The 20,836-nt window shown below is 62.5% G+C and carries 22 protein-coding genes; 10 read left to right on the top strand and 12 right to left on the bottom strand.

What is annotated here, in order from left to right; translation table 11 throughout:
* Nucleotides 1–125: 125 nt before the first annotated feature.
* The 5 genes from PGB28_RS14930 to PGB28_RS14910 all read left to right on the top strand — a co-directional run bounded on the left by PGB28_RS14930 (nucleotide 126) and on the right by PGB28_RS14910 (nucleotide 4,533).
* Nucleotides 126–443 carry a hypothetical protein gene (locus tag PGB28_RS14930; protein ID WP_271422319.1) on the top strand — a complete coding sequence of 106 codons (318 nt, stop codon included), beginning with the start codon at nucleotides 126–128 and terminating at the stop codon, nucleotides 441–443.
* A 75-nt stretch (nucleotides 444–518) separates the two neighbouring features.
* Entirely contained in the window at nucleotides 519–1,214 is a 696-nt protein-coding gene (pyrF, locus tag PGB28_RS14925) for an orotidine-5'-phosphate decarboxylase (RefSeq protein ID WP_271422318.1), read from the top strand.
* A gap of 119 nt (nucleotides 1,215–1,333) precedes the next feature.
* On the top strand, nucleotides 1,334–2,488 hold the full coding sequence (locus PGB28_RS14920) for a lytic murein transglycosylase (RefSeq protein ID WP_271422317.1): 1,155 nt from the start codon (nucleotides 1,334–1,336) through the stop codon (nucleotides 2,486–2,488).
* 99 nt (nucleotides 2,489–2,587) lie between these two features.
* The gene (locus PGB28_RS14915) at nucleotides 2,588–3,547 is read left to right on the top strand and encodes an XdhC family protein (protein ID WP_271422316.1); all 960 of its coding nucleotides are present in this window, start codon (nucleotides 2,588–2,590) and stop codon (nucleotides 3,545–3,547) included.
* Nucleotides 3,544–4,533 carry a molybdopterin-binding protein gene (locus PGB28_RS14910; protein ID WP_271422315.1) on the top strand — a complete coding sequence of 330 codons (990 nt, stop codon included), beginning with the start codon at nucleotides 3,544–3,546 and terminating at the stop codon, nucleotides 4,531–4,533. The genes PGB28_RS14915 and PGB28_RS14910 overlap by 4 nt, the downstream gene beginning before the upstream one ends.
* Here the strand turns inward: PGB28_RS14910 and PGB28_RS14905 are convergent.
* From PGB28_RS14905 to PGB28_RS14885, 5 genes are all read right to left on the bottom strand, one after another.
* A complete protein-coding gene (locus PGB28_RS14905) occupies nucleotides 4,530–5,177 on the bottom strand; it encodes an RluA family pseudouridine synthase (protein ID WP_271422314.1) in 648 nt (215 codons plus the stop codon). The two genes, PGB28_RS14910 and PGB28_RS14905, sit on opposite strands and share 4 nt — an antisense overlap.
* A 39-nt stretch (nucleotides 5,178–5,216) precedes the next feature.
* Nucleotides 5,217–6,125 carry an EamA family transporter RarD gene (gene rarD / locus PGB28_RS14900; RefSeq protein WP_271422313.1) on the bottom strand — a complete coding sequence of 303 codons (909 nt, stop codon included), beginning with the start codon at nucleotides 6,123–6,125 and terminating at the stop codon, nucleotides 5,217–5,219.
* Between the two features lie 52 nt (nucleotides 6,126–6,177).
* Nucleotides 6,178–8,619, bottom strand: coding sequence for a GcvT family protein (locus tag PGB28_RS14895; protein WP_271422312.1), 2,442 nt, complete (start codon nucleotides 8,617–8,619; stop codon nucleotides 6,178–6,180).
* Between the two features lie 69 nt (nucleotides 8,620–8,688).
* The gene (locus PGB28_RS14890) at nucleotides 8,689–9,597 is read right to left on the bottom strand and encodes a homocysteine S-methyltransferase family protein (RefSeq protein WP_271422311.1); all 909 of its coding nucleotides are present in this window, start codon (nucleotides 9,595–9,597) and stop codon (nucleotides 8,689–8,691) included.
* Between the two features lie 91 nt (nucleotides 9,598–9,688).
* A complete protein-coding gene (locus PGB28_RS14885) occupies nucleotides 9,689–12,121 on the bottom strand; it encodes a GcvT family protein (protein WP_271422310.1) in 2,433 nt (810 codons plus the stop codon).
* A 116-nt stretch (nucleotides 12,122–12,237) separates the two neighbouring features.
* Here PGB28_RS14885 and PGB28_RS14880 point away from each other — a divergent pair, with 116 nt between their 5' ends.
* A complete protein-coding gene (locus PGB28_RS14880; protein ID WP_271422309.1) occupies nucleotides 12,238–12,960 on the top strand; it encodes a hypothetical protein in 723 nt (240 codons plus the stop codon).
* Nucleotides 12,961–12,978: 18 nt separating this feature from the next.
* Here PGB28_RS14880 and PGB28_RS14875 read toward each other — a convergent pair whose 3' ends face one another.
* The 5 genes from PGB28_RS14875 to PGB28_RS14855 all read right to left on the bottom strand — a co-directional run bounded on the left by PGB28_RS14875 (nucleotide 12,979) and on the right by PGB28_RS14855 (nucleotide 16,266).
* On the bottom strand, nucleotides 12,979–13,350 hold the full coding sequence (locus PGB28_RS14875) for a GFA family protein (RefSeq protein WP_271422308.1): 372 nt from the start codon (nucleotides 13,348–13,350) through the stop codon (nucleotides 12,979–12,981).
* Nucleotides 13,351–13,352: 2 nt separating this feature from the next.
* Nucleotides 13,353–13,973, bottom strand: a complete 621-nt coding sequence (locus PGB28_RS14870; RefSeq protein WP_271422307.1) for a LysE family translocator — start codon at nucleotides 13,971–13,973, stop codon at nucleotides 13,353–13,355.
* Between the two features lies 1 nt (nucleotide 13,974).
* On the bottom strand, nucleotides 13,975–14,544 hold the full coding sequence (locus PGB28_RS14865; protein ID WP_271422306.1) for a helix-turn-helix domain-containing protein: 570 nt from the start codon (nucleotides 14,542–14,544) through the stop codon (nucleotides 13,975–13,977).
* Nucleotides 14,545–14,632: 88 nt separating this feature from the next.
* Entirely contained in the window at nucleotides 14,633–15,088 is a 456-nt protein-coding gene (locus tag PGB28_RS14860; protein WP_271422305.1) for a GAF domain-containing protein, read from the bottom strand.
* Between the two features lie 5 nt (nucleotides 15,089–15,093).
* Complete coding sequence (locus PGB28_RS14855) at nucleotides 15,094–16,266, bottom strand: acetyl-CoA C-acyltransferase (RefSeq protein ID WP_271422304.1); 1,173 nt, start codon at nucleotides 16,264–16,266, stop codon at nucleotides 15,094–15,096.
* A 96-nt stretch (nucleotides 16,267–16,362) separates the two neighbouring features.
* Here PGB28_RS14855 and PGB28_RS14850 point away from each other — a divergent pair, with 96 nt between their 5' ends.
* The 3 genes from PGB28_RS14850 to PGB28_RS14840 all read left to right on the top strand — a co-directional run bounded on the left by PGB28_RS14850 (nucleotide 16,363) and on the right by PGB28_RS14840 (nucleotide 19,006).
* Nucleotides 16,363–16,701, top strand: coding sequence for an STAS domain-containing protein (locus PGB28_RS14850; RefSeq protein ID WP_271422303.1), 339 nt, complete (start codon nucleotides 16,363–16,365; stop codon nucleotides 16,699–16,701).
* A 25-nt stretch (nucleotides 16,702–16,726) separates the two neighbouring features.
* A complete protein-coding gene (locus PGB28_RS14845) occupies nucleotides 16,727–17,164 on the top strand; it encodes an ATP-binding protein (protein WP_271422302.1) in 438 nt (145 codons plus the stop codon).
* A 264-nt stretch (nucleotides 17,165–17,428) separates the two neighbouring features.
* Nucleotides 17,429–19,006, top strand: coding sequence for a gamma-glutamyltransferase family protein (locus PGB28_RS14840; protein ID WP_271422301.1), 1,578 nt, complete (start codon nucleotides 17,429–17,431; stop codon nucleotides 19,004–19,006).
* A 13-nt stretch (nucleotides 19,007–19,019) separates the two neighbouring features.
* Here PGB28_RS14840 and hspQ read toward each other — a convergent pair whose 3' ends face one another.
* Complete coding sequence (gene hspQ, locus PGB28_RS14835) at nucleotides 19,020–19,346, bottom strand: heat shock protein HspQ (protein WP_271422300.1); 327 nt, start codon at nucleotides 19,344–19,346, stop codon at nucleotides 19,020–19,022.
* A 200-nt stretch (nucleotides 19,347–19,546) separates the two neighbouring features.
* Between hspQ and PGB28_RS14830 the strand changes: the two genes are divergently transcribed.
* On the top strand, nucleotides 19,547–20,134 hold the full coding sequence (locus PGB28_RS14830) for a transglycosylase SLT domain-containing protein (protein ID WP_271422299.1): 588 nt from the start codon (nucleotides 19,547–19,549) through the stop codon (nucleotides 20,132–20,134).
* Nucleotides 20,135–20,182: 48 nt separating this feature from the next.
* On the opposite strand, the gene PGB28_RS14825 is transcribed toward PGB28_RS14830, so the two are convergent.
* Nucleotides 20,183–20,785 carry a LolA family protein gene (locus PGB28_RS14825; RefSeq protein ID WP_271422298.1) on the bottom strand — a complete coding sequence of 201 codons (603 nt, stop codon included), beginning with the start codon at nucleotides 20,783–20,785 and terminating at the stop codon, nucleotides 20,183–20,185.
* Between the last annotated feature and the right edge of the window lie 51 nt (nucleotides 20,786–20,836).

Raw genomic sequence — 20,836 nt, 5'->3', positions numbered from 1 at the left:
ATCACGCGGGCGTGAAAATTCCTGAATGACATTCGCTGTTAGGCCCCTTTCCGAACCGGTCCGGCATCCCCAATTTATCCCCAACCGCGCCAAGCACGCGGTTCCAACCCTAAGGAGGCAGAGCAATGCCGATGAAGACCCGTATAACAGATGTCCGTCACAACGCGGAAACCGGGTGTTTCGAGGCGAATGTCACCCTCATGGACGGTCTGGACAGTTTCACCTACGAAGTGGCGCTGCCTGCACCGATCTGGACCGAGGTTGACGTGATCAAGGCCGAACTGGCCGCCAAGGCCAGGGCGCAGCACCTTCCCTCAGGCTGCGCCCTGACCCGGCGGCGTGTCGAACGGGCCATGCCCAACCGCACGAGAGACGTGGCAACCGATATTCTCTTGTCACAACCCAACTACCTCGAGCAGATCCTCGGGCGGCGGGCGGCCTGAACCGGGCGCGCGGGGATTGACCTCGCGCGCCCACAGCGGCACTAAGGCGCGATTTTGCCCAAAGGAACGCGCCTCATGTCTGATGACCGACTTATCGTAGCCCTTGATGTGCCCAATGCCATCGCCGGGCTGGAACTGGCGGACAGGCTTGGCGAAGCCGTGTCTTTCTACAAGATCGGGCTGGGCATGCTCACCGGCGGCGGGCTGGCGCTCGCCAATGAGCTGAAACAGGATCGCGGCAAGCGCATTTTCCTCGACATGAAACTCTTTGACATCGGCGCGACGGTCGAGGCGGCGGTGCGCGGTCTGGCCCAGTTTGATCTCGATTTCCTGACCGTGCATGGCGATCCGCATGTGGTGCGCGCCGCCAAGGAAGGCGCGGCAGGCAAGGACCTCAAGATCCTGGCCGTGACCATCCTGACCTCGCTGGACCGCGACGATCTGGACGCCTCACTGATCGCGCCGGGCGATGTCAAGGATATCGTGGCCACCCGCGCGGCGCGCGCCATGGAAGCCGGGGCCGATGGCGTCATCGCGTCAGCACAGGAAGCGGCGATGATCCGCGCGCTGCCGGAGGCTAAGGGCAAGCTGATCGTGACACCGGGCATCCGGCCCGCAGGTGCAGATGCGGGCGACCAGAAACGCATCGTGACCCCGGCCGACGCGGTGGCCAATGGCGCGGACCATATCGTTGTAGGCCGCCCGGTCTGGCAGGCCCCCGACCCGAAACAGGCGGCAGAGGCAATCGTGAGCGAACTCTCCGCGCTCTGAGGCACGAACGCGGATTTCCGCCTTTGCCAGATGGCCCGATTTTCAAGGCCTTGGCGCATCTGTGATCCTCTGGCACTGTGCCGTGCATATAACCAATGCAAAGCAGGGCGAGCGATCTCATGATGGTCACACGACGCGTTTTCGGGCTTGGCCTGTCGGCTTTCGGGCTGGCGGGTTGCATGGGCGGCACGGCCCCGACCACCACCCGCCGACCCTCAGTCGCGACAGGATTGCCCGCTGATTTGAGGCCCACGCGCAACCCGGCCTATGATGCTTGGATCGCGGATTTCAGAACGCGGGCCGCGTCGCGCGGCATCTCGCATTCCACCCTGACCGCCGCGTTCCGGGGCAGCGGGTTCCTGCCCGGCGTGGTGACCCGCGACCGTAACCAGACCGAATTCAAACGCAGTCTCGAAGATTACCTGTCCATTGCGGCATCGGATGAACGCGTGACCAAGGGGCGCGCGGCGTTTCGCAGGCATCGCAATACCCTGCAGGCCCTGGAAGACCGCTACGGCGTGCCCGCCGAAATCATCACCGCGATCTGGGGGCTGGAAAGCTATTATGGTGAACGGCGTGGCCAGGTCCCGGTGATCTCGGCCACTTCGACACTGGCGTTTGACGGGCGGCGCGGGCGGTATTTCGAAGCCGAATTGATGGCCGCGCTGCGCATCCTGCAAAACGGTGATATCACGCCTGCGCGCATGACCGGCAGTTGGGCAGGCGCGATGGGGCATACCCAGTTCATGCCAACCGCGTTTCAGGAACTGGCCGTGGACTTCACCGGTGATGGACGGCGAGATATCTGGTCGGAGGACCCTACAGATGCGCTGGCGTCGACGGCGAATTACCTGGCCAGACGCGGCTGGCGCAAGGGGTTGCGCTGGGGCGGCGAAGCCGGGCAGCCGGGCGTCCCATCCGGCCCGACACTCGAGCTGCAACCGGGCGGACCGCGTTTTTCCGTGACCCATAATTTCAACGTGATCAAGCGCTACAACAACTCCACCGCCTATGCGATTGGCGTCGGCCATCTTGCCGACCGGATCGGCGGCGCGGGGCCGCTCAGGGGCAGTTTTCCGCCCGATCAATACGGGTTAGCCAAAGCCGATCGGATCAGATTGCAGGCACGCCTGACCGCCAAAGGGTTCGACACCGGCGGCGCCGATGGTGTGATCGGCAAGAAAACCATTGCCGCAATCGAGGCGTTCCAGGCGCGCAATGGGCTCGCCGTGACGGGGGAACCCTCGCTCGTGCTGTTGAAGCGGCTTGGGTAGCGCCACGAAATCTTTTGAAGAAATCGTGACCGGGGCATCATTTCCCCTCTACAGACCGCCCCGCGACTCCTGCTACACTTCGCGCCGGGAGGGCCAAAGATGCAAGGGATACCGGAGATCGCGCTGGCGTGGCACCGCGCTGGCAAAGGCGTCGCGCTGGCTACGGTCATCGAAACCTGGGGCAGCGCACCGCGCCGGGTGGGCGCGCAATTGGTGGTGAGCACCGATGGCGATATGGAAGGCTCGGTCTCGGGCGGTTGCGTCGAGGGCGCTGTCGTCGTCGAAGCGCTTGAAGCGCATGAGGAAGGCCGCGCGCGGGAGCTTGAATTCGGCGTCTCCGATGGCGACGCCTTTGCCGTCGGGTTGGCCTGTGGCGGGAAAATCCGGGTGTTGGTGGAGCCGGTGGGCTCTGCCCTGCCCGTGAGCATGCTGGAAGACCTGGTCGCAGCCCGCGCCGCGCGTCAGCCGGTCGCCTATGTGGTCAATACAAGGACCAATGCGCGCCGTCTCGATCACTCCGGCCACGAGACGCGTTTTCGCATGGACCGGTCCGGGTTCGAGGAAGACGGCGAATCCTTTGTGGCCATTCACAACCCGCCCCTGCGGCTGATCGTGGTGGGGGCGGTGCATATCGCCCAGCATCTTGTGTCCATGGCGCGCCGCATCGGCTATGATCCGGTGGTTATCGATCCGCGCGAAAGCTTTGCTTCGCCCTCGCGGTTCCCGGACACGCAGATCATGTATGACTGGCCGGATGAGGCGGTGGCAACCCTTGCGCTTGATGGGCGCACCGCGCTTTGCCTTCTGACCCATGACCCGAAACTGGACGATCCGGCGCTTGAAGCCGCGCTGCGATCCGGAGCATTCTACATCGGCGCGCTGGGTTCGACCCGCACCCATGCCAAACGGCTGGAGCGGATGCAGAACGCCGGGTTTTCCGAGGTTGATTGCGCGCGCATTCACGGCCCCATCGGTCTGGATATCGGAGCCTCCGGCCCATCCGAGATTGCCGTATCAATCCTTGCGGAAATGACACGCGTGCTGAGGACTGGCGCATGATTTTTGGCCCCCTACCCGTTTCGGAAGCGCTTGGCGCTGTGCTGGCGCATTCCATCCAGCTCAAGGGGCGGAAATTGCGCAAGGGCGAGACACTGACCCAAGCTCATATCGCGGCCTTGCAGGAGGCGGGCAAGCAAGAGGTCATTGTCGCGCAGCTTGAACCCGGCGACGTGGCCGAAAACGAGGCGGCGGCGCATCTGGCCGAAGCGCTTGTGCCCGATCCGGACAGCGCGGGTCTGCGCTTGACCACTGCCTTCACCGGTCGTGTCAATCTCATGGCGAACGGGCCGGGCGTGGCGGTGCTGGATGTGGCGCGTCTGCATGCGCTGAACCGGATCAACCCGATGATCACGCTGGCCACGGTGCCGCCGTTTCAGCAGATGCGCGCCGGTGGGATGGTCGGCACGGTCAAGATCATCTCCTATGCCGTGCCCGGGGCCGATCTGGAGGCCGCCTGTGACGCGGCGCGCGGGGCGGTGCATATGGCGTCGCCAGTGCTGGAAACGGCGTCGCTCATTGTCACGGAAATCCCCGGCGGTGCCGGTGAAAAAGGCGTTCCGGCGATTGCCGCCCGGCTGGAGGCGCTGAGCATTTCTCTGGATGCGGTGGAAAGCGTGCCGCATGAGACGGACCGGGTGGCGCAGGCGATGTCGGATTTGGACAGTGATCTTGTCCTGATCCTCACCGGCTCGGCGACATCAGACCCGCACGACGTGGCCCCGGAGGCTCTGCGCCTTGCGGGCGGGGCCGTCACGCGCTTTGGCATGCCGGTGGACCCCGGTAACCTGTTGTTTCTTGGTCAACTCAGCGGTCGCCCGGTGATCGGATTGCCGGGCTGTGCGCGTTCACCCGCGCTCAACGGGGCCGATTGGGTGCTGTCGCGCGTGGCCTGTGGACTGGAAGTGAGTGGCGATGACATCGCGGCCATGGGGGTCGGCGGGCTGCTCAAGGAAATCCCCACCCGGCCGCAGCCACGCCGCGGTTAAAACGGCGCTTTTGCGCGGAATTTCATGCCTTCGCCACCATCGGGATGACGCAGGCGCAATTCCTCGGAATGCAGCATCAACCGGGGAAAGTCCCGCGCCGCACCGCTCGCATAAAACGGATCACCCAGAATGGGATGGCCCAGCGCCAGCGCATGCACGCGCAATTGATGGCTGCGCCCGGTTTTGGGCATGAAACGCACGCGGGTCTCGTTGTCCCCGTATTTCACCACCCGCCAATCGGTCTGCGCCGGTTTGCCGGTTTCATGGCACACCATCTGCCGCGGCCGGTTCGGCCAGTCCACGATCAGGGGCAGGTCCACGGTGCCGGTCTTGGGTTCTAACCGCCCCCAGAGCCGCGCGACATAGGTCTTTTTCACCTGCCGTTTCTCGAATTGCAGGCCCAAGTGGCGCTGCGCATGCGGGGTCAGAGCAAAGACCATCACGCCCGAGGTATCCCGGTCCAGCCGATGCACAAGAAGCGCTGTCGGGAACACCTCCTGCACCCGGGTAATCAGGCAATCGGCCAGATGCGCGCCCTTGCCCGGAACCGAAAGCAGACCGGCGGGTTTGTTCACGATGAGGATCTCGTGATCCTCGTGCAGCACGTCCAGCGGCGTGTCGGGTGGGGCGTAGGTGTCGCTCATGGCACTGTCCCTGACAAATCCAGAGCTTGGCTGCAAGCGTTACCGCCGCCGGTTTCGCCACATCGCGACGGAATAGATCACCAGCGCCGCCCATATCATGGGAAAGGCGATCATCCGCGCCTGGCCAAAGGGTTCATCGAAGACAAAGACCGCAACGAGGAAAATCATCGTCGGCGCGATATATTGCAGGATCCCAACCGTCGAGAGCCGCAACAGCTTGGCCCCGTTGGCATAAAGCAACAGCGGCACCGCCGTGACCACGCCACAGCCAAGAAGCAACCACGTATCCACGGCATCGCCCGCCATGAAATGGCTTTCTCCCTGCGCCACGAGCCAACTGAAATAGGCCAGCGCCGGGCCGGTCAGGATGAGCACTTCCAGCAAGAACCCCTGATTTGGCCCGATGGGCAGCTGTTTCTTGGCCAGCGCATAAAACCCCCAGCTCAGCATCAGGCCAATCGCCGCCCATGGCAGGCGTCCAGCGTCCAGCGCCAGTACAAGAACCGCCCCCGCCGCCAATGCAATCGCCACCATCTGCGCCCTGTTCAGACGCTCGCCCAGAAGCAGCGCCCCAAGGAAGATGCTGAACAGTGGGTTGATATAGTAGCCCAGCGCCGCATCCAGCGCCCGGTCCGTGGCGATGGCCCAGACATAGATGCCCCAGTTGATGGAAATCAGCGCTGCGGTCACGCATCCCATGGCCAGCATACGCGGCGATTTCAGCGCCTCGCGCAGATCGCCCGTGCGCCCCATGGCGACGAGCACGGCCCCCGCCAAAGGTACGGACCAGATCACCCGATGCAAGACCACCTCTGCCGCTGGAATATGAGATAGCGCCTTGAGATAGAGCGGCAGAAACCCCCAGAGCACATAGGCCGCAACCGCAAATACCAGCCCCGCGCCGGTGTCTTCGTTGGGACATGGGGTCACGTTGTCAGCGCTGCGCATCGGGCCTCTCTTTTGCCCAAGGGGTAGGCCCGATGCGGGGGCATGCCAAGTATCAAACCTTCACCCGCTCCGATTTGGGGTCATACATCGGCTTCAGCGACGCCTCCGCCGCCACGCGCGTGCCCGCCACGTCGATCTCGTAACTGGAGGCCAGCACCTCCGCCGCGCTTTCGCCCTCGCAAGGCACATAGCCCAGCCCGATGGCCCCGCCGAGGTGGTGGCCATAGGCCCCCGAGGACAGGTAACCCACGATCTCGCCATCCCGGATCACCGGCTCATTGTGATAGAGCAACGGCTCGGGATCGGTCAGGCGGAACTGCAACAGGCGTTTTTCCAGCCCGCCCTCACGTTTGCGCTCTACGGCGTCACGGCCGATGAAATCGGGTTTGGTTTTGGAGACCGCAAAGCCCAACCCCGCCTCCAGCACGTGATCCTCGCAGGTGATGTCATGGCCAAAGTGGCGAAAGGCTTTTTCGATCCGGGCGCAATCCATCATATGCATGCCGCAGAGCTTCAGCCCGTGATCCGCGCCTGCCTCGGCCAGCGTCTCGAACACATGGCCCGCCATGTCGGCGCTCACGTAAAGCTCCCAACCCAGTTCGCCCACATAGGACACCCGATGCGCGCGGGCGAGGCCCATGCCGATCTCGATCTCCTGTGCAGTGCCGAAAGGGTTTGTCGCATTGGTGAAGTCGTTGGGCGACACGGCTTGCAGCAGATCGCGCGCCTTCGGCCCCATTACGGCCAGCACACCTTCGCCCGGTGTCACATCGGTGATCACCACATTGCGGTCACCGCGATGACGGCGCAGCCATGTCTCGTCCGCCAGCCGCGTGGCGGCAGGCGTGACCACCAGATAGGCGGTTTCGCTCAGCCGTGTCACCGTTACATCCGCCTCGATCCCGCCGCGCGCATTGAGGAATTGCGTGTAAACGATCTTTCCCACCGGCACGGACATGTCGGCCCCGCAGACATGGTTCAGGAAAGCCTCGGCCTCGCGCCCCTCGACTCGGATCTTGCCGAAGGAGGACATGTCATACATGCCAACACCGGTACGAACCGCCCCCACTTCCTCTGCAACGTTGTCAAAGAAATTCTGACGCTTCCACGAATAGCGATATTCCCGCTCTTGCCCATCGCGCGCGAACCAGTTGGCGCGTTCCCATCCGGCCAGTTCACCAAATACCGCGCCGCGTTCAGCCAAATGCGTGTGGAATGGCGTCCGCCGCACCCCGCGCGCCGTGGCTTTCTGACGATAGGGGAAATGATCGGCATAGAGCAGCCCCAGCGTTTCGGTCGAGCGTTCCATGAGATAGCGTTTATTGCCCTGAAACGGCTGCATCCGGGCAACATCCACATCACCCAGGTCAAAAGGTTTCTCCCCGTCCTCCATCCATTGCGCCAGCGCCATCCCCGCGCCGCCCGCGCTCTGGATGCCGATGGAATTGAAGCCTGCCGCGACCCAGACGTTGTCCATCCCCGGCGCAAGGCCAAGGTGATAAGCATCGTCTGGCGTGAAGCTTTCCGGACCGTTGAAGAAGGTGTGGATCCCCGCCTCGCCCAGCATCGGCATACGGTTTACCGCCCATTCGAGGATCGGTTCGAAATGGTCGAAATCCTCGGGCAGCTGGTCAAATTCGAAATCACCGGGGATCGGCCCCCAAGGCTTCGCGTGGGGCTCAAACGCGCCCAGCATCATTTTGCCCGCGTCTTCCTTGTAATAGGCGCATTCATCCGGCACCCGCAGCACCGGAAGCTGCGTCAGCCCGGCAATCGGTTCCGAGACGATATAGAAATGCTCGCAGGCCTGAAGCGGCACGTTCACCCCCAGAATGCGCCCGACCTCATGCCCCCACATCCCCGCGCAATTGACCACGTGATCACAGGCAATATGGCCGGAGGCACCCGCCTCGTCCGCCCAATCCACGCCGGTGATCCGGGCACCATTGCGGGCCACGCCCGTCGCCTTGGTGCGCTCAGTCACGACCGCACCGCGCTGCCGCGCGCCCTTGGCCATGGCCAGCGCGATATTGGCCGGGTCCCCCTGCCCGTCCTTGGGGAGGTAGACACCACCCACGACGCCGTCGAGGTTGAGATGCGCGTAGCGCTGGCCGACCTCGGCCGGAGAAATCTCTTCGATCTCCACGCCAAAAGCGCGCGCCATGGCCGCCGATCGCTTCAGCTCCTCCATCCGCTCGTCCGTCAGCGCCACGGTGATCGAGCCAACCCGCTTGAACCCGGTCGCGACACCGGTTTCCTCTTCCAAAGACCCGTATAGCTCCTGCGAATATTTCGCGAGCTTGGTCATGTTGGCCGTCGCGCGCAGCTGCGCAATCAGCCCGGCGGCGTGCCATGTGGTGCCTGAGGTCAGTTGCTTGCGCTCCAGAAGCACAACATCTGTCCACCCCAGTTTTGTCAGGTGATAGGCCACCGAACAGCCGATCACACCGCCACCGATAATGACCACGCGGGCCTTGTTTGGAATATAAACCATTCTCTGTCTCTCCCGGTGCCGAAATCTTCAAAAGATTTCGGACCGATTTCTTTCAAAGAAATCGGGGGCTCAGCCCCGCGCTTTCACACGTTTGGCGATCTCGGCGATATGGTCGGGGCCGGTTTCACAGCAGCCGCCAATGATCGTCGCGCCCTGATCCACCCAGCGCATCGCATGATCCGCATAGACCCTCGGCACCATGTCTTCGCGCTGGCGCAGATCGCTGGCCGTCGTGCCACCCTTGATGAAATCCTTGGTGATCATCGCAAAGGCATTGGCATAGGCCCCGATCGGCACCCCGGCCCCGGCCAGAGCGTCGAGCGCGCGCGGCATCGCTTCGGGTGCGGAGCAATTGGCCAGCACCGCATCCGCTTCGGCTCCGATCCTTGCCGCTTCGGCCATGGGTTCACCCGAGCGCAGCAGGCTGCCGTTCTCGTCATCCACGGTAAAGGCCAGCCAGACCGGCCGGTCCGATTGGCGACCGGCGGCAAGGCAGGCGCGGGCCGCCTCAAGCGAGGCAATGGTTTCAAACAGCAGCATATCCACATGCGGGGCCTGCAGATGGACAATCTCGGCATAAAGCGCCGTGGCCTCGTCTAAACCGGGATGCAGATCGGGCCGGTAGGACGCACCCAGTGGCCCGATGGATCCAGCGATCCGGCAGCGCCCACGCACCGCGTCGGCCTCTTTCAACGCCGCCATGTGCAAGGCTTCGAACCGGTCCTGCATGTCAGGCAGTTCCACGCCATCGCTGGCATAGTGGTTGGAGGCCCCGCCGCGCAGCCGGTCGCGGTGGATTGCGTAGCTGTTGGTCGTGGCCACCATCGCCCCCGCTTCGGCATAGGCGGTATGAACCTCGCCCACCAGCCCGGGCTTGTCGATCATCACCTGCGTGGACCAGAGCGGTGTGGCAGGCTGGCCAGAGCGTTTGATCAGCTCCTGCCCCATACCGCCATCGAGAATGGTTATGTCCGTCATTGCCTTGCGCTCCTTTTTGGGGGCTCTGCCCCCGCCGCCCTGTGGACGGCTCCCCCGAGGTATTTTTGAACAGAAGAAGAACAGGTCGGAGTCATGCCCGCAACCGTTCGTTTGCCGGGTCCCAAAGCGGTCCATCCCCGGTGATCGTCGCGCGGCAGCGTTCACCATAAATGTCGATCTCGACCTCGGTGCCCGCCCCGGCCAGATCGGCGCGGATCATGCCAAGCGCCATGGACCCGCCCACGCGGTAACCCCAGTCCCCGGAGGTGACTTCGCCCACGACAGCACCGTCGTGCCAGATTGTCGACATATAGGGCGCGTCGCACGCCCCGGCATCAACCGCCATGACGACGAAGCGTTTCTGGGGTCCGCTGTCCCGCTCTGCTTCCAGCGCGGCTTTGCCCGGGAAGGGTTTTGCCCAGTCGATGAAGCGCTCCAGCCCGCCTTCGAGCAGGGTATAATCGGTGGACAGATCGCCCTTCCAAGCGCGGTAGCCTTTTTCGATCCGCAGCGCGTTGAGGGCATACATGCCAAAGGGTTTGGCCCCGGCGCCTGTCACCGCATCCCAGATTTCAGGCGCGTCGGCCGCGTCACAGTGGATTTCCCAGCCCAACTCACCCGCAAAGGACACGCGCAAGAGCACAACCTGCTTGCCGCAAACAGTGGCCTCCTGAAAACTCAGCCATGGCAATGAAAGGTCCCCGTCCGTGAGCGGTGCAAGGATGTCGCGCGCCTTGGGACCGGTGACCAGCAGGCAGTCATATTTGTCCGTGCGATCATGCACCTGCACACCCTCGGGCAGGTTCTGCAACAGCACATCGCGGTCATGCCATTGCGCCACGGCCGCCGTGATGAGCCAGATCACATCGTCGCTCTGCGGGATCACCGACATTTCGGTGAGGATGCGACCGCGCTCGTCCGGGAAATAGGCCAGCCCCACACGCCCCGGTTTGGGCAGGCGCGAACAGGTCAGGCTGTCCACATGCGCCCGCGCGCCCGGCCCTTCGACCGCCAGCCGGGTAAAGCCGGAAATGGCAATGACACCTGCACCATCTCGCACCGCCGCGCATTCCTCTTCGACACGCGGTTGCCAGGGGCCGTTACGTTCCCAGGTATGGGTGGCCTCTTCCGAGGTGTCATCGCCCGGGGCGGCAAACCAGTTGGCGCGCTCCCACCCGTTGTAATCGCCGAATTGCGCGCCCGCGTTTTTGAGGCGGGAATGCAACGCCGAGAGGCGCCGGTCCGGTGCGGCGGGCCAGCGGTGGTGGGGGAAATGCATGGCGTATTCGTGGCCATAGACCTCCAGCGCCTTGTCGATGCAATATTGCCGGTCAGTGTAATCGGTGTAGCGCCGAGGATCGACGGCCCACATGTCCCATTCGGTGCAGCCTTCGGTCACCCATTCGGCCAGCACCTTGCCCGCCCCACCGGCTTGCGTGATGCCAAAGGTGAACACACATGCCTCGAACGCGTTGGGCACCCCCGGCATCGGCCCCAGAAGCGGCAGACCATCGGGCGCATAGGGGATGGGGCCGTTGATATTGCGCCCCACGCCGCCCTCGGCCAACAAGGGCACGCGTTTCATCGCGTCCTCGATCTGCCATTCGATCCGCTCCAGATCGTCTGGATATAGCTGGAACGAGAAATCCTCGGGCATCGGATCGTCGGGTGTGATCCAATGCGCCTTGCCATAGCGCTCATAGGGGCCGAGGTTCAGCCCGTATTTCTCCTGCCTCAGGTAGTAGGAACTGTCGACATCGCGCAGGAGCGGCAGCTTGCCGTTCTCCTCGGACCATTCCTTGAGCGCGGGGATTTCTTCGGTCAGAAAGAACTGGTGGCTCATCACTGCCATCGGCACAGTGCGCCCGCCATAGGGTTTGAACCATTCACCGACGCGCTGCGCATAGTAGCCTGCGGCATTGACCACTTTTTCGCAGCGAATATCGCCCTTTTCGGTATGCACGATCCATTCGCCCTTGTCCCGGCTGACGCCGGTTGCGGGGCAGAACCGTTCGATCCGGGCACCTGCCATGCGCGCGCCCTTGGCCAGCGCCTGCGTAAGTTGGGCGGGATCAATGTCACCATCGTCCGGGTCGTAGAGCGCCCCGGCCAGATCGTGGGTTTCAAGAAAGGGGTAGCGCGATTTGAGGTCTGAGACCTGCAGCATTTCAAGGTCCAGCCCCTGATACCGTCCCATGCCACGGGCGCGTTCGAACTCCTGCATGCGCTCCCTGGAATGACCAAGCCGGATCGACCCGGTCACATGGTAGTTCATCGGGTAATCCACCTCGTCCGCAAGCTGGCGATACAGCCCCAAAGAATAGCGCTGCATGTTCATCACCGCCCAGGAGGTGCTGAAAGACGGGCAATTCCCGGCGGCGTGCCATGTTGATCCGGCGGTCAGTTCGTTTTTCTCAAGCAGGACGACGTCCCACCCGGACTTGGCGATGTGATAGGCACAGGACGCGCCCACCGCGCCACCACCGATGATGACCACGCGGGCCGTTTGAGGAAATGTGCTCATGTGGTTAACTCCCTGAATTTTAGCCGATGTCCCGGCATTTTTTCGGCTGACCTGTGGATTCTTGCTGCTATACTGACAGGTGTTTTTAGAATGAATCGATATGGGCAGGGCTCAGCATGCCGCGGTTGGAAGCCGACTTCACAACATGGTTGTCCAGTTCCCCGACCTTCTCGTCGGGCTTTACGCAGTGGTTGTGGAACGATTTCTGGCTTCAGGAATACCTCGATCGTGCGGTCGAAGAGCTGGAATTTGAAATCACCGCCGAATCCGGGGATGAGGGCGAACGCCCCGGAACCGAACCCGAAGATCCGCCGGAGGACGGCGACAATCCCGCCGAGCCCGAGGTAGAGGACGATCCGGAGCCGGAAGATGACGCGGTGGACGACGGGCGCGACGACCTGATCGAAGACCCAGAGGACGACCCGGTTGAAGACGATCCCGAGGAGGAGCCGGAAGACGAGGAAGAGGATACCGGCGGCGGGGATGATCCGGATCCCGCCCCCAGCGATACCGAGGATACGGAAGAAGACGTCGGAACGTCCGGTTATGTCAGCGTGCCGTGCGGATCTTTCCCGGGTTTCTTTGACCCAATTGGGCATTTCCTCAGTCTGTTCAACGACCGCTTTGGCGGTGTTGATGTGATTGGGATGATGACTTCCGACGCGTGTCAGGCTGCTGCTCCGGACATTGCTACGCAATTCGAAGATGAGTTCGTTTTCATCCCGAGCGATCCCGAACCGGTGACCCCGAACCTCGACGATCTCGCGCTCTCCGATCTTCTGCCTGAAGAATTCGACGGCATGGCGCCGCACTTGCCGGTGGATGACTGGTTCTTCTGATCCGCGACGCATCTTTGCTCAGCCCCGCTGATCGACGCCGTCGGCGATGTCGTAATAATCACCCTTGTCGGCAACAAAGATGTGCTTTTCCAACCTGATCCCGGTCGGAACATCCAGCGCGCCCAGCGCAAAGCTCATCGTGTCCTCTTCATGCGCGTGCCAGAACAAAAACGCGCCGCAGGTGGGACAAAAGCCGCGCTGCGCCGCAGGGCTGCTGTCATACCAGCGCACGTGCCCTTTGATCGTGAGTGCCTCTTTGGGCACATAGGCAGATGCCCAGAGATGGCCCGACTGTCTCCGGCACTGGCTGCAATGGCACACGCTGGGACCACGTGGCGTGGCGTTCGTCTCGAACCGCACCGCACCGCAATTGCAATGACCCTTGATCATGTTCAGCTCCTCACCGGTGTTGACGATGCGCCCAGCGCAATGCCGTAAAAGATGAAGCACAGGGCCAGCGCCCGACGCAGCCAGACATTGAACACGGCCTTCAATGCAGAACGTCCAATCCCCGCACCCAAGGCGGTATAAGTGCAATAGCTCAGCGCCGTGATGGTCAGCGCCGTGGGCAGGATCACCTGCATCTGCGTCCAGATCGGCACGTCAGGCTGGACGAATTGCGAAAACGCCGCGAGATAGCCCGCAACGCTTTTGGGATTGATCGTCGCAATGGCCAATGCGCGGCCATAGATGGCCCGCGACGGCTGTTTATCGGCTTTCGGCGGCAGTTTCGCCCTGTACCACGCGCGCAACCCGAGCCAGATCAGGACCGCCGCGCCGAGATATTTCGCGACCATGAAACCGGTGGGGGATGCGGCGATCAACGCCGTCACGCCAAGCGCCGACAGGATCAGAAAAACCGTTGCCTGTGTCAGGATGGCCGCCACACCCCACAAGGCACGCCCGAAGCCGAATGTCATGCCATTCTGGATGCAATTCACCGCATTTGGACCCGGTGTGGTTACGAACACCACCCAGAAGGACGCAAATATCATCCAGCCTTCCCAGCTCATCTCAATACACCGGTGGCGCGATGATCCAGACCGCCTTGGCTGGGACATCATAAGGGTTTATCCAGCGAAACGGCTCGCCACGGATGCGGAAGGAATCGCCGGGATGGATGGTGAAGCGCTTGCCCGAGATTTCCAAATCAAGCTTGCCGGAAATCAGGTAACCCACCTCCTGTGTCGGGCGGGTCACCACTTCGGCGATCTCGCTTTTGGGCAAAAAGGTGGAATGGACCACTTCGAAATCATCGGTCAGGTCGGGCGAAATGAGTTCTTCGACCAGCCCGGCCTCGCCCGACCCAAGCGGACGGCGGGCATCGGAGCGCACCACATAACCCGCCTCTTCGGCCGGGGCCGGCGCATGGGCAAAGAGCATCGAGATGGGCACATCAAGAGCGCGGCCCATCTGGCGCAGATCGGTGATCGAGGGTGCGGACAGATCCCGTTCGACCTGGCTCAGCCAACCCACAGACCGCCCCAGCCGGTCGGCCATGTCCGACAGCGTCAGCCCACGCGCCTTGCGCAGCGCGCGCAGATCGGCCCCGAGGCTTTGACTGATTGGGCGGGCGTGGTCCATTCCGACTCGCGTGAAATTTTGGCTCTGTTTTTCACGCTGGCCCGCTTCATGAAATTTTGCAAGAAATTTTCACGCCGCAGCGCAGCACTCAGAGCTTGCCGAACACCTGTTTCAACAGCCCCGCCAGCCCCTCCGCATCCCTTTGGCTAAAAGCGGCGGGCTGGTCACTGTCGATATCGAGCACCGCGATCAGCGTACCGTCGCCGCGCCAGACCGGCAGAACGATTTCCGAACGCGTTGAGGACGCACAGGCGATATGGCCGGGAAAGGCGTCCACATCCTCCACCAGCTGGACCTCGCCCGTGCGCGCCGCCGCGCCGCAGACACCGCGCGAGAACGGGATCGTCAGACAGCCATGGCCACCTTGATAGGGGCCGATCTTGAGCATCTCGGGTGCTGTCACACGGTAAAAGCCGGTCCAGTCAAAACGATCATCCGCATGGTGCAGTTCGCACACCATCGTGGCCATCAGCGCAACCGCGTCACTCTCGCCCTCGGTCAGGGCCGCAAGCGTCTTGGACAGGCTGTCATAATCGACCCGCATCTCGTCTATACCCTCTCGATGGCAATCGCCGTGCCCTCGCCCCCACCGATGCATATTGCCGCGACGCCGCGCTTCAACCCGCGTTTTTCCAATGCGTTCAGAAGCGTCACCATGATCCGCGCCCCTGATGCACCGATGGGATGGCCCAGCGCACAGGCCCCGCCATTCACGTTCACGATGTCACGCGGAAGGCCCATTTCCTGCATGAAGGCCATGGGAACGACGGCAAAAGCCTCGTTCACTTCCCACAGGTCCACATCCGAGGTCTTCCAGCCGATCCGCTCCAGAAGCTTTTGCGCAGCGGGAACCGGGGCCGTGGTGAACCAGCCGGGTGCCTGAGCGTGGCTGGCATGGCCCAGAATGCGGGCTCGCGGGGCATGCCCTGTTGCCTCGGCCACAGCGGCCGACCCCAGCAACAGCGCCGCCGCCCCGTCAGAAATCGACGAGGCATTCGCCGGGGTCACGGTCCCGTCCTTGCGAAAGGCCGGTTTCAGCATCGGGATCTTTTCGGGGCGTGCCTTGCCCGGCTGTTCATCGCGGGTGATGGTTTCCTGCCCGTGGCGGCGGGTCAGCGTGACCGGCGTGATTTCATCGTCAAACGCGCCGCTGCGCTCGGCTTCGAGCGCGTTGTCCAGGGATCCGATGGCATATTGGTCCTGCGCCTCGCGCGTGAACTGGTAATGATCGGCGCAATCCTCGGCAAAGGTGCCCATGAGCCGCCCCTTGTCATAGGCGTCTTCCAGCCCGTCGAGGAACATATGATCGACAACCTCGCCATGGCCGATCCGCGCGCCACCGCGCATCTTGGGCAAAAGGTACGGCGCGTTTGACATGCTCTCCATACCGCCCGCGATCACGGTGTCAGCAGCGCCCAGCGCGATCTGGTCCATCGCCATCATCGCCGCCTTCATGCCGGACCCGCACATCTTGTTGAGCGTGGTGGCAGGCACCGCCTCGCCAAGACCGGCATCGAAACCCGCCTGCCGGGCCGGGGCCTGACCCTGACCTGCGGGAAGGACGCAACCCATGATCAGCTCGTCAACGCCCGGCTTCCCCGCCTGCTTGTGCGCCGCTGCAATAGCCGCACCCCCAAGCCGGGCCGCGGGAACACCGTCAAATTCGCCCTGAAACCCGCCCATGGGTGTGCGCGCTGCGCCAAGAATGAACACGTCCCGCATAATGATCGCCTCCCTGATGATGTCTGCCTCTGCATACCGAATAGTAAGGATTGCCGTCTAGCCTCTGCCCGGTGACGTAACGCAAGGTGACACAAGATGGACATGACAGGCAGAATCGAGGGGCGACTTCAAATCGTGACCGTGAATGAACCGCGGATCGACGCCGCGGTCGCGATTCAGTTCAAGGACGAAATGCGCACACATACGATGGACGGTCCTTCGCGGGTCATTCTTGATGTGTCGCAGGTGGAATTCATCGATTCCAGCGGGCTTGGCGCGATCGTGGCCGCCATGAAACAGCTTGGGCCGGGCCGCAAACTCGACCTTGCGGGGCTGACACCCGCAGTAGATAACGTGTTCCGCCTGACCCGGATGGACAGCGTGTTTACGCTCTACCCCTCTCTCGACGCTGCCCTGATGTCGGCAGCCGGCTAAGGCCAGCCATGGAGCTCAGCCCATCATGATCGAGGATTGCAGGAAATCCGCCGCCTTCCGGAGTGACAGCGGCCAGTTCGCTGCGCGCGAATTGTTGTCCCATGCGGTCACAACCCTTGGGCACTGGAACCTCGCTGCTTCGAAGCGCGAAATCATCGAAATTGTTTTGGCCGAGGCCCTGAACAACGTCGTTGAGCACGCCTATCGCGAAGAGGACGGGCACCCGATCCGCCTTGCCCTTACGATGCAAAATGACATCCTGAAATGCATAATCACCGATGAAGGAAACCCGATCCCGGGCGGCAAGGCACCCTGCGGGACCGAACCCGTCCTGAACGTCCCTCCTGCGGAATTGCCCGAAGGTGGCTTCGGGTGGTTCCTGATTCATAACATGGCAGAATCGGTGCATTACGAACGGCTCGGCGTCGGCAATGCGCTCACCATTCGCTTTTCGGTTGTGTGAGCCACGTCACACAACACGTCAATTACCGGTATTTTGGTGTAATGGCCACGAAAGCGCCCCATTCCAATCGCAGCGGAGACAGAAACCAACGGCAAAAAGGAAGGGTAGCTGCATATAGCTTCCCTCGGCGCCGTGCGTTAACAGCCCCCACCCAGTGTGCGGCGTCGAGGTTCTTCTCCCCCAAAAATTCAGTCACGCGACGCAACGGCGGGATTCACCTACCCGGCGATCCGTCCTAGGTTTCCGTCCAACACGGAGATACCCATGCGCGATTTTCACCTTCCCGGTCGTTCGGCGACATTTGCCACCAATGGCATGGTCGCCACATCGCACCCGCTGGCGGCGCAAGAGGCGCTGACCTGCCTGCGCGAGGGCGGCACCGCAATGGATGCGGCGATCTGCGGGGCGGTGCTTCTGGACATCTGTGAACCGCAAATGACCGGATTGGCCGGGGATTGCTTTGCCCTGATCAAGCCCGCTGGCTCCAACTCGGTGACCGCGTTCAACGGCTCTGGCCGCGCCCCGGCTGGGGCTGACCCGAACATACTGCGGGCCAAAGGGCTGGATACCGTGCCGCTCGATGGTCCGGACGCCGTCACAGTGCCGGGTGCAGTCGAGGCATTTTTCCGACTGTCGGAAACATATGGACGGCTGGGTATGGAGCGCGTGCTGCGCCCCGCCATCCACTATGCCGAAGAAGGCGTGCCCGTCGCGCCGCGCGTGGCGCGCGATTGGGTTCCCAAAGGCCAGCGCCTGCAAGGGCATGGCCGCAGATGGTATCTCAGGGACGGCCAGCCGCTCAAAACCAGCGATATTTTCCGCGCCCCGGGCGAAGCCGAGGTTCTGCGTCGTTTGGTCCGCCTTGGCCCCAAAGCGTTTTACGAGGGCGAAGTGGCCGAGGACATGCTGGCAACCCTGCATGCGATGGGCGGTTGCCACAGTGCCGAGGATTTCGCCGCCGTCTGCGGCACCCCGACAGACCCGATTTCAGGCATCTACCGCGGTACGGAATTGCTCGAGCATCCGCCCAACGGACAGGGGGCCACGGCGATCCTGTTGCTCAATATTCTGGCGCATTTCGATCTGGCCGGGATGGACCCGTTTGGGGCCGCCCACACCCATATCGAGGCCGAGGCGGTCAAGCTGGCCTATGACGCGCGCAACCGGCTGATCTGCGATCCTGCGGTTCACGACGCCACGGCGCGTATGCTCGATCCGGAGTTCGCCCGGCAGCTCGCCGCGCTTATCAACCCCGAACGCGCCCGCGAGAACGTGGCCGAAGTCACGGAAGCCGTGCACAAGGACACAATCTATATCACCGCTGTGGATCGCGACGGCATGGCCGTGTCGCTGATCTATTCGATCTTCCACGGGTTTGGCACCGGCCACGCAACCGAAAAATTCGGGCTGCTTCTCCATAATCGAGGCGCGGGGTTCTCCCTCGTTCCCGGCCATCCGAACGAGCTTGGCCCCGGAAAACGCCCGATGCACACGATCATTCCCGGTATGCTGCGCGAAAACGGCCGCGTGACCGGCGCATTTGGCGTGATGGGCGGGCAATACCAGGCCTGTGGCCATGCGCGGTTTGTTACCAATATGCGGGATTTCGGGCTGGACCCACAACGCGCCATGGAGGCCCCCCGCTCGTTCGTGGTCGCAGATGCGCTGCATCTTGAGCGGGGCTATGGCGAGGGGGTGCGCGCCAAGCTGGCCGCATTGGGGCACAAGCTCGTGACGCCAGATGAACCCATCGGCGGGTCACAGGCGATCATGATCCATGAAAGCGGCGTGCTGGAAGGCGCGTCAGACCATCGCAAGGATGGCTGCGCGCTGGGCTACTGATGCGCCACGCGCCTCAGTTCAGTTGAAAATGCAGAGGGTATGAACCGTCCTCGAACGGGCCGAACAGATCGGGGATATCGGGATGATCAACCGGCTCCCCGGAATAATCGGCAATCAGGTTCTGCTCAGAGACATAGGCCACGTAAAAGCTCTGCTCATTTTCCGCGAGCAGATGATAAAAGGGCTGTTCGCGCGATGGGCGGCTGTCCTCGGGGATCGAGTTGTACCATTCCTCGGTATTGTTGAACTCGGGATCGACATCAAACACGACACCGCGGAACGGATGCTTGCGGTGGCGGACGACCTGACCGAGGTGATATTTTGCGCGCGTGGTCATCATGATGAGAGGCCTCTACGGGTTCAGACTATCCGTTTCAAGGGGCGTTTGTCCAATTTTGAGACGCATTTTTCAGGAAACAGTCTGTGAACTTGCGCCCAACAGTCATGTTTCCGGCAATGCGTCGCATATGGGGAAACTGTGATTTTACTGGCGCGGAAAATCGGCTAGACTGGCAAAAAATAAACATAAGCGAGAGGCAAATGAGCAGAGTCCTTCGCGCCATGGTAATCGTGCTGGCCGTCGCATCCTGCGGCGGCGGAAACAATTCGGCGCCCCGCAATCTTGATGACGCCTGTTCGATCCTGAAACAGCGTCCTCAATATATCAAAGCGTTCCGCGCCACCGAGCGGCGCTGGGGGGTGCCGGTGCATGTGCAGATGGCAACGATCTATCAAGAAAGCAAATTCGTCGGCAATGCGCGCACGCCCCTGCGATATTCGCTGGGTGTGATCCCGATGGGGCGGCAAAGCTCGGCCTATGGCTATTCTCAGGCGCTGGATGGCACATGGGACGAATACCGCCGCGAAACCGGCAAGCGCAGCGCCAAGCGGGACCGCATTCGCGACGCCACGGATTTCATGGGCTGGTACATGAACAAGACGCGCGACCGGAACGGGATTGCCCTGACCGATGCGCGCAACCAGTATCTTGCCTATCACGAAGGCCATACCGGGTTTGCCCGCGGATCGTACAATTCCAAGGCTTGGCTCTTGCGCGTGGCCAGCGAGGTCGGCACGCGCTCCTTGACCTATCAGGCACAGCTTTCACGCTGCCGCGCTGCCCGGTGACAAAAACGGTAGGGTGGGCATTTCTGCCCACCTCTGCTTGTCCGGATGTCAGTTCTTTTGACGGTCGATCTCGTGAATGATCGAGAAATCCCCATTGGGCAGGCGCACATTGCGATCCAGTTCGCCGAGGATCACAGTCGTTTGCCCGCCCGCATCGTCATGAATGACCCATTGGCGCAGCTCAACCGGGGCCCCGGTAAACACCAGTTCGATGGAGCCGATCTCGGGGCGCTCGGGGTCCTGCGCGCGGACGGTCGTGGCTGTGCCATCATAGCTGTGGCCGGTGACCATGTTGGCCCGGCCAAGATCCACGTTCTTGGCGAGGATAATGCTTAACGGCGTGCGGCGCAGCGGATAGCGTTCCGGCCCTTGCCCGGTCTTGCGGTCAAAGATCGCCACCTCACCACCCGAGGCCAGGACCAACGCCTGCGCAGGGGGGTTATAGTCAAACCGCATCCGCCCCGGGCGGCGGATGGAAATGGTCCCGGTCGAGATGGACCCGTCATCGTTGATCTGGGTGAACGAGCCCTTGGCCTGCTGCAACTGATTCAGATAGCGCGAGATTTCGCCAAGCGAGAGTTTCTCGGCCGAAGCGGGCAGCGCGGCCACGGCCACGGCCGCAGCGACCAGAATACGTTTGAATGCTGACATGCGTCCTTTTCCACTTATTGCGCGTCGCACCCTCATGCCGCGTGTCGCGTT

The sequence above is a fragment of the Primorskyibacter aestuariivivens genome, assembly GCF_028023675.1.
Lineage (GTDB): Bacteria > Pseudomonadota > Alphaproteobacteria > Rhodobacterales > Rhodobacteraceae > Marinovum > Marinovum aestuariivivens.
The sequence above is the reverse complement of the archived record's forward strand: the minus strand, read 5'-3'. Positions and strand labels throughout refer to the sequence as shown.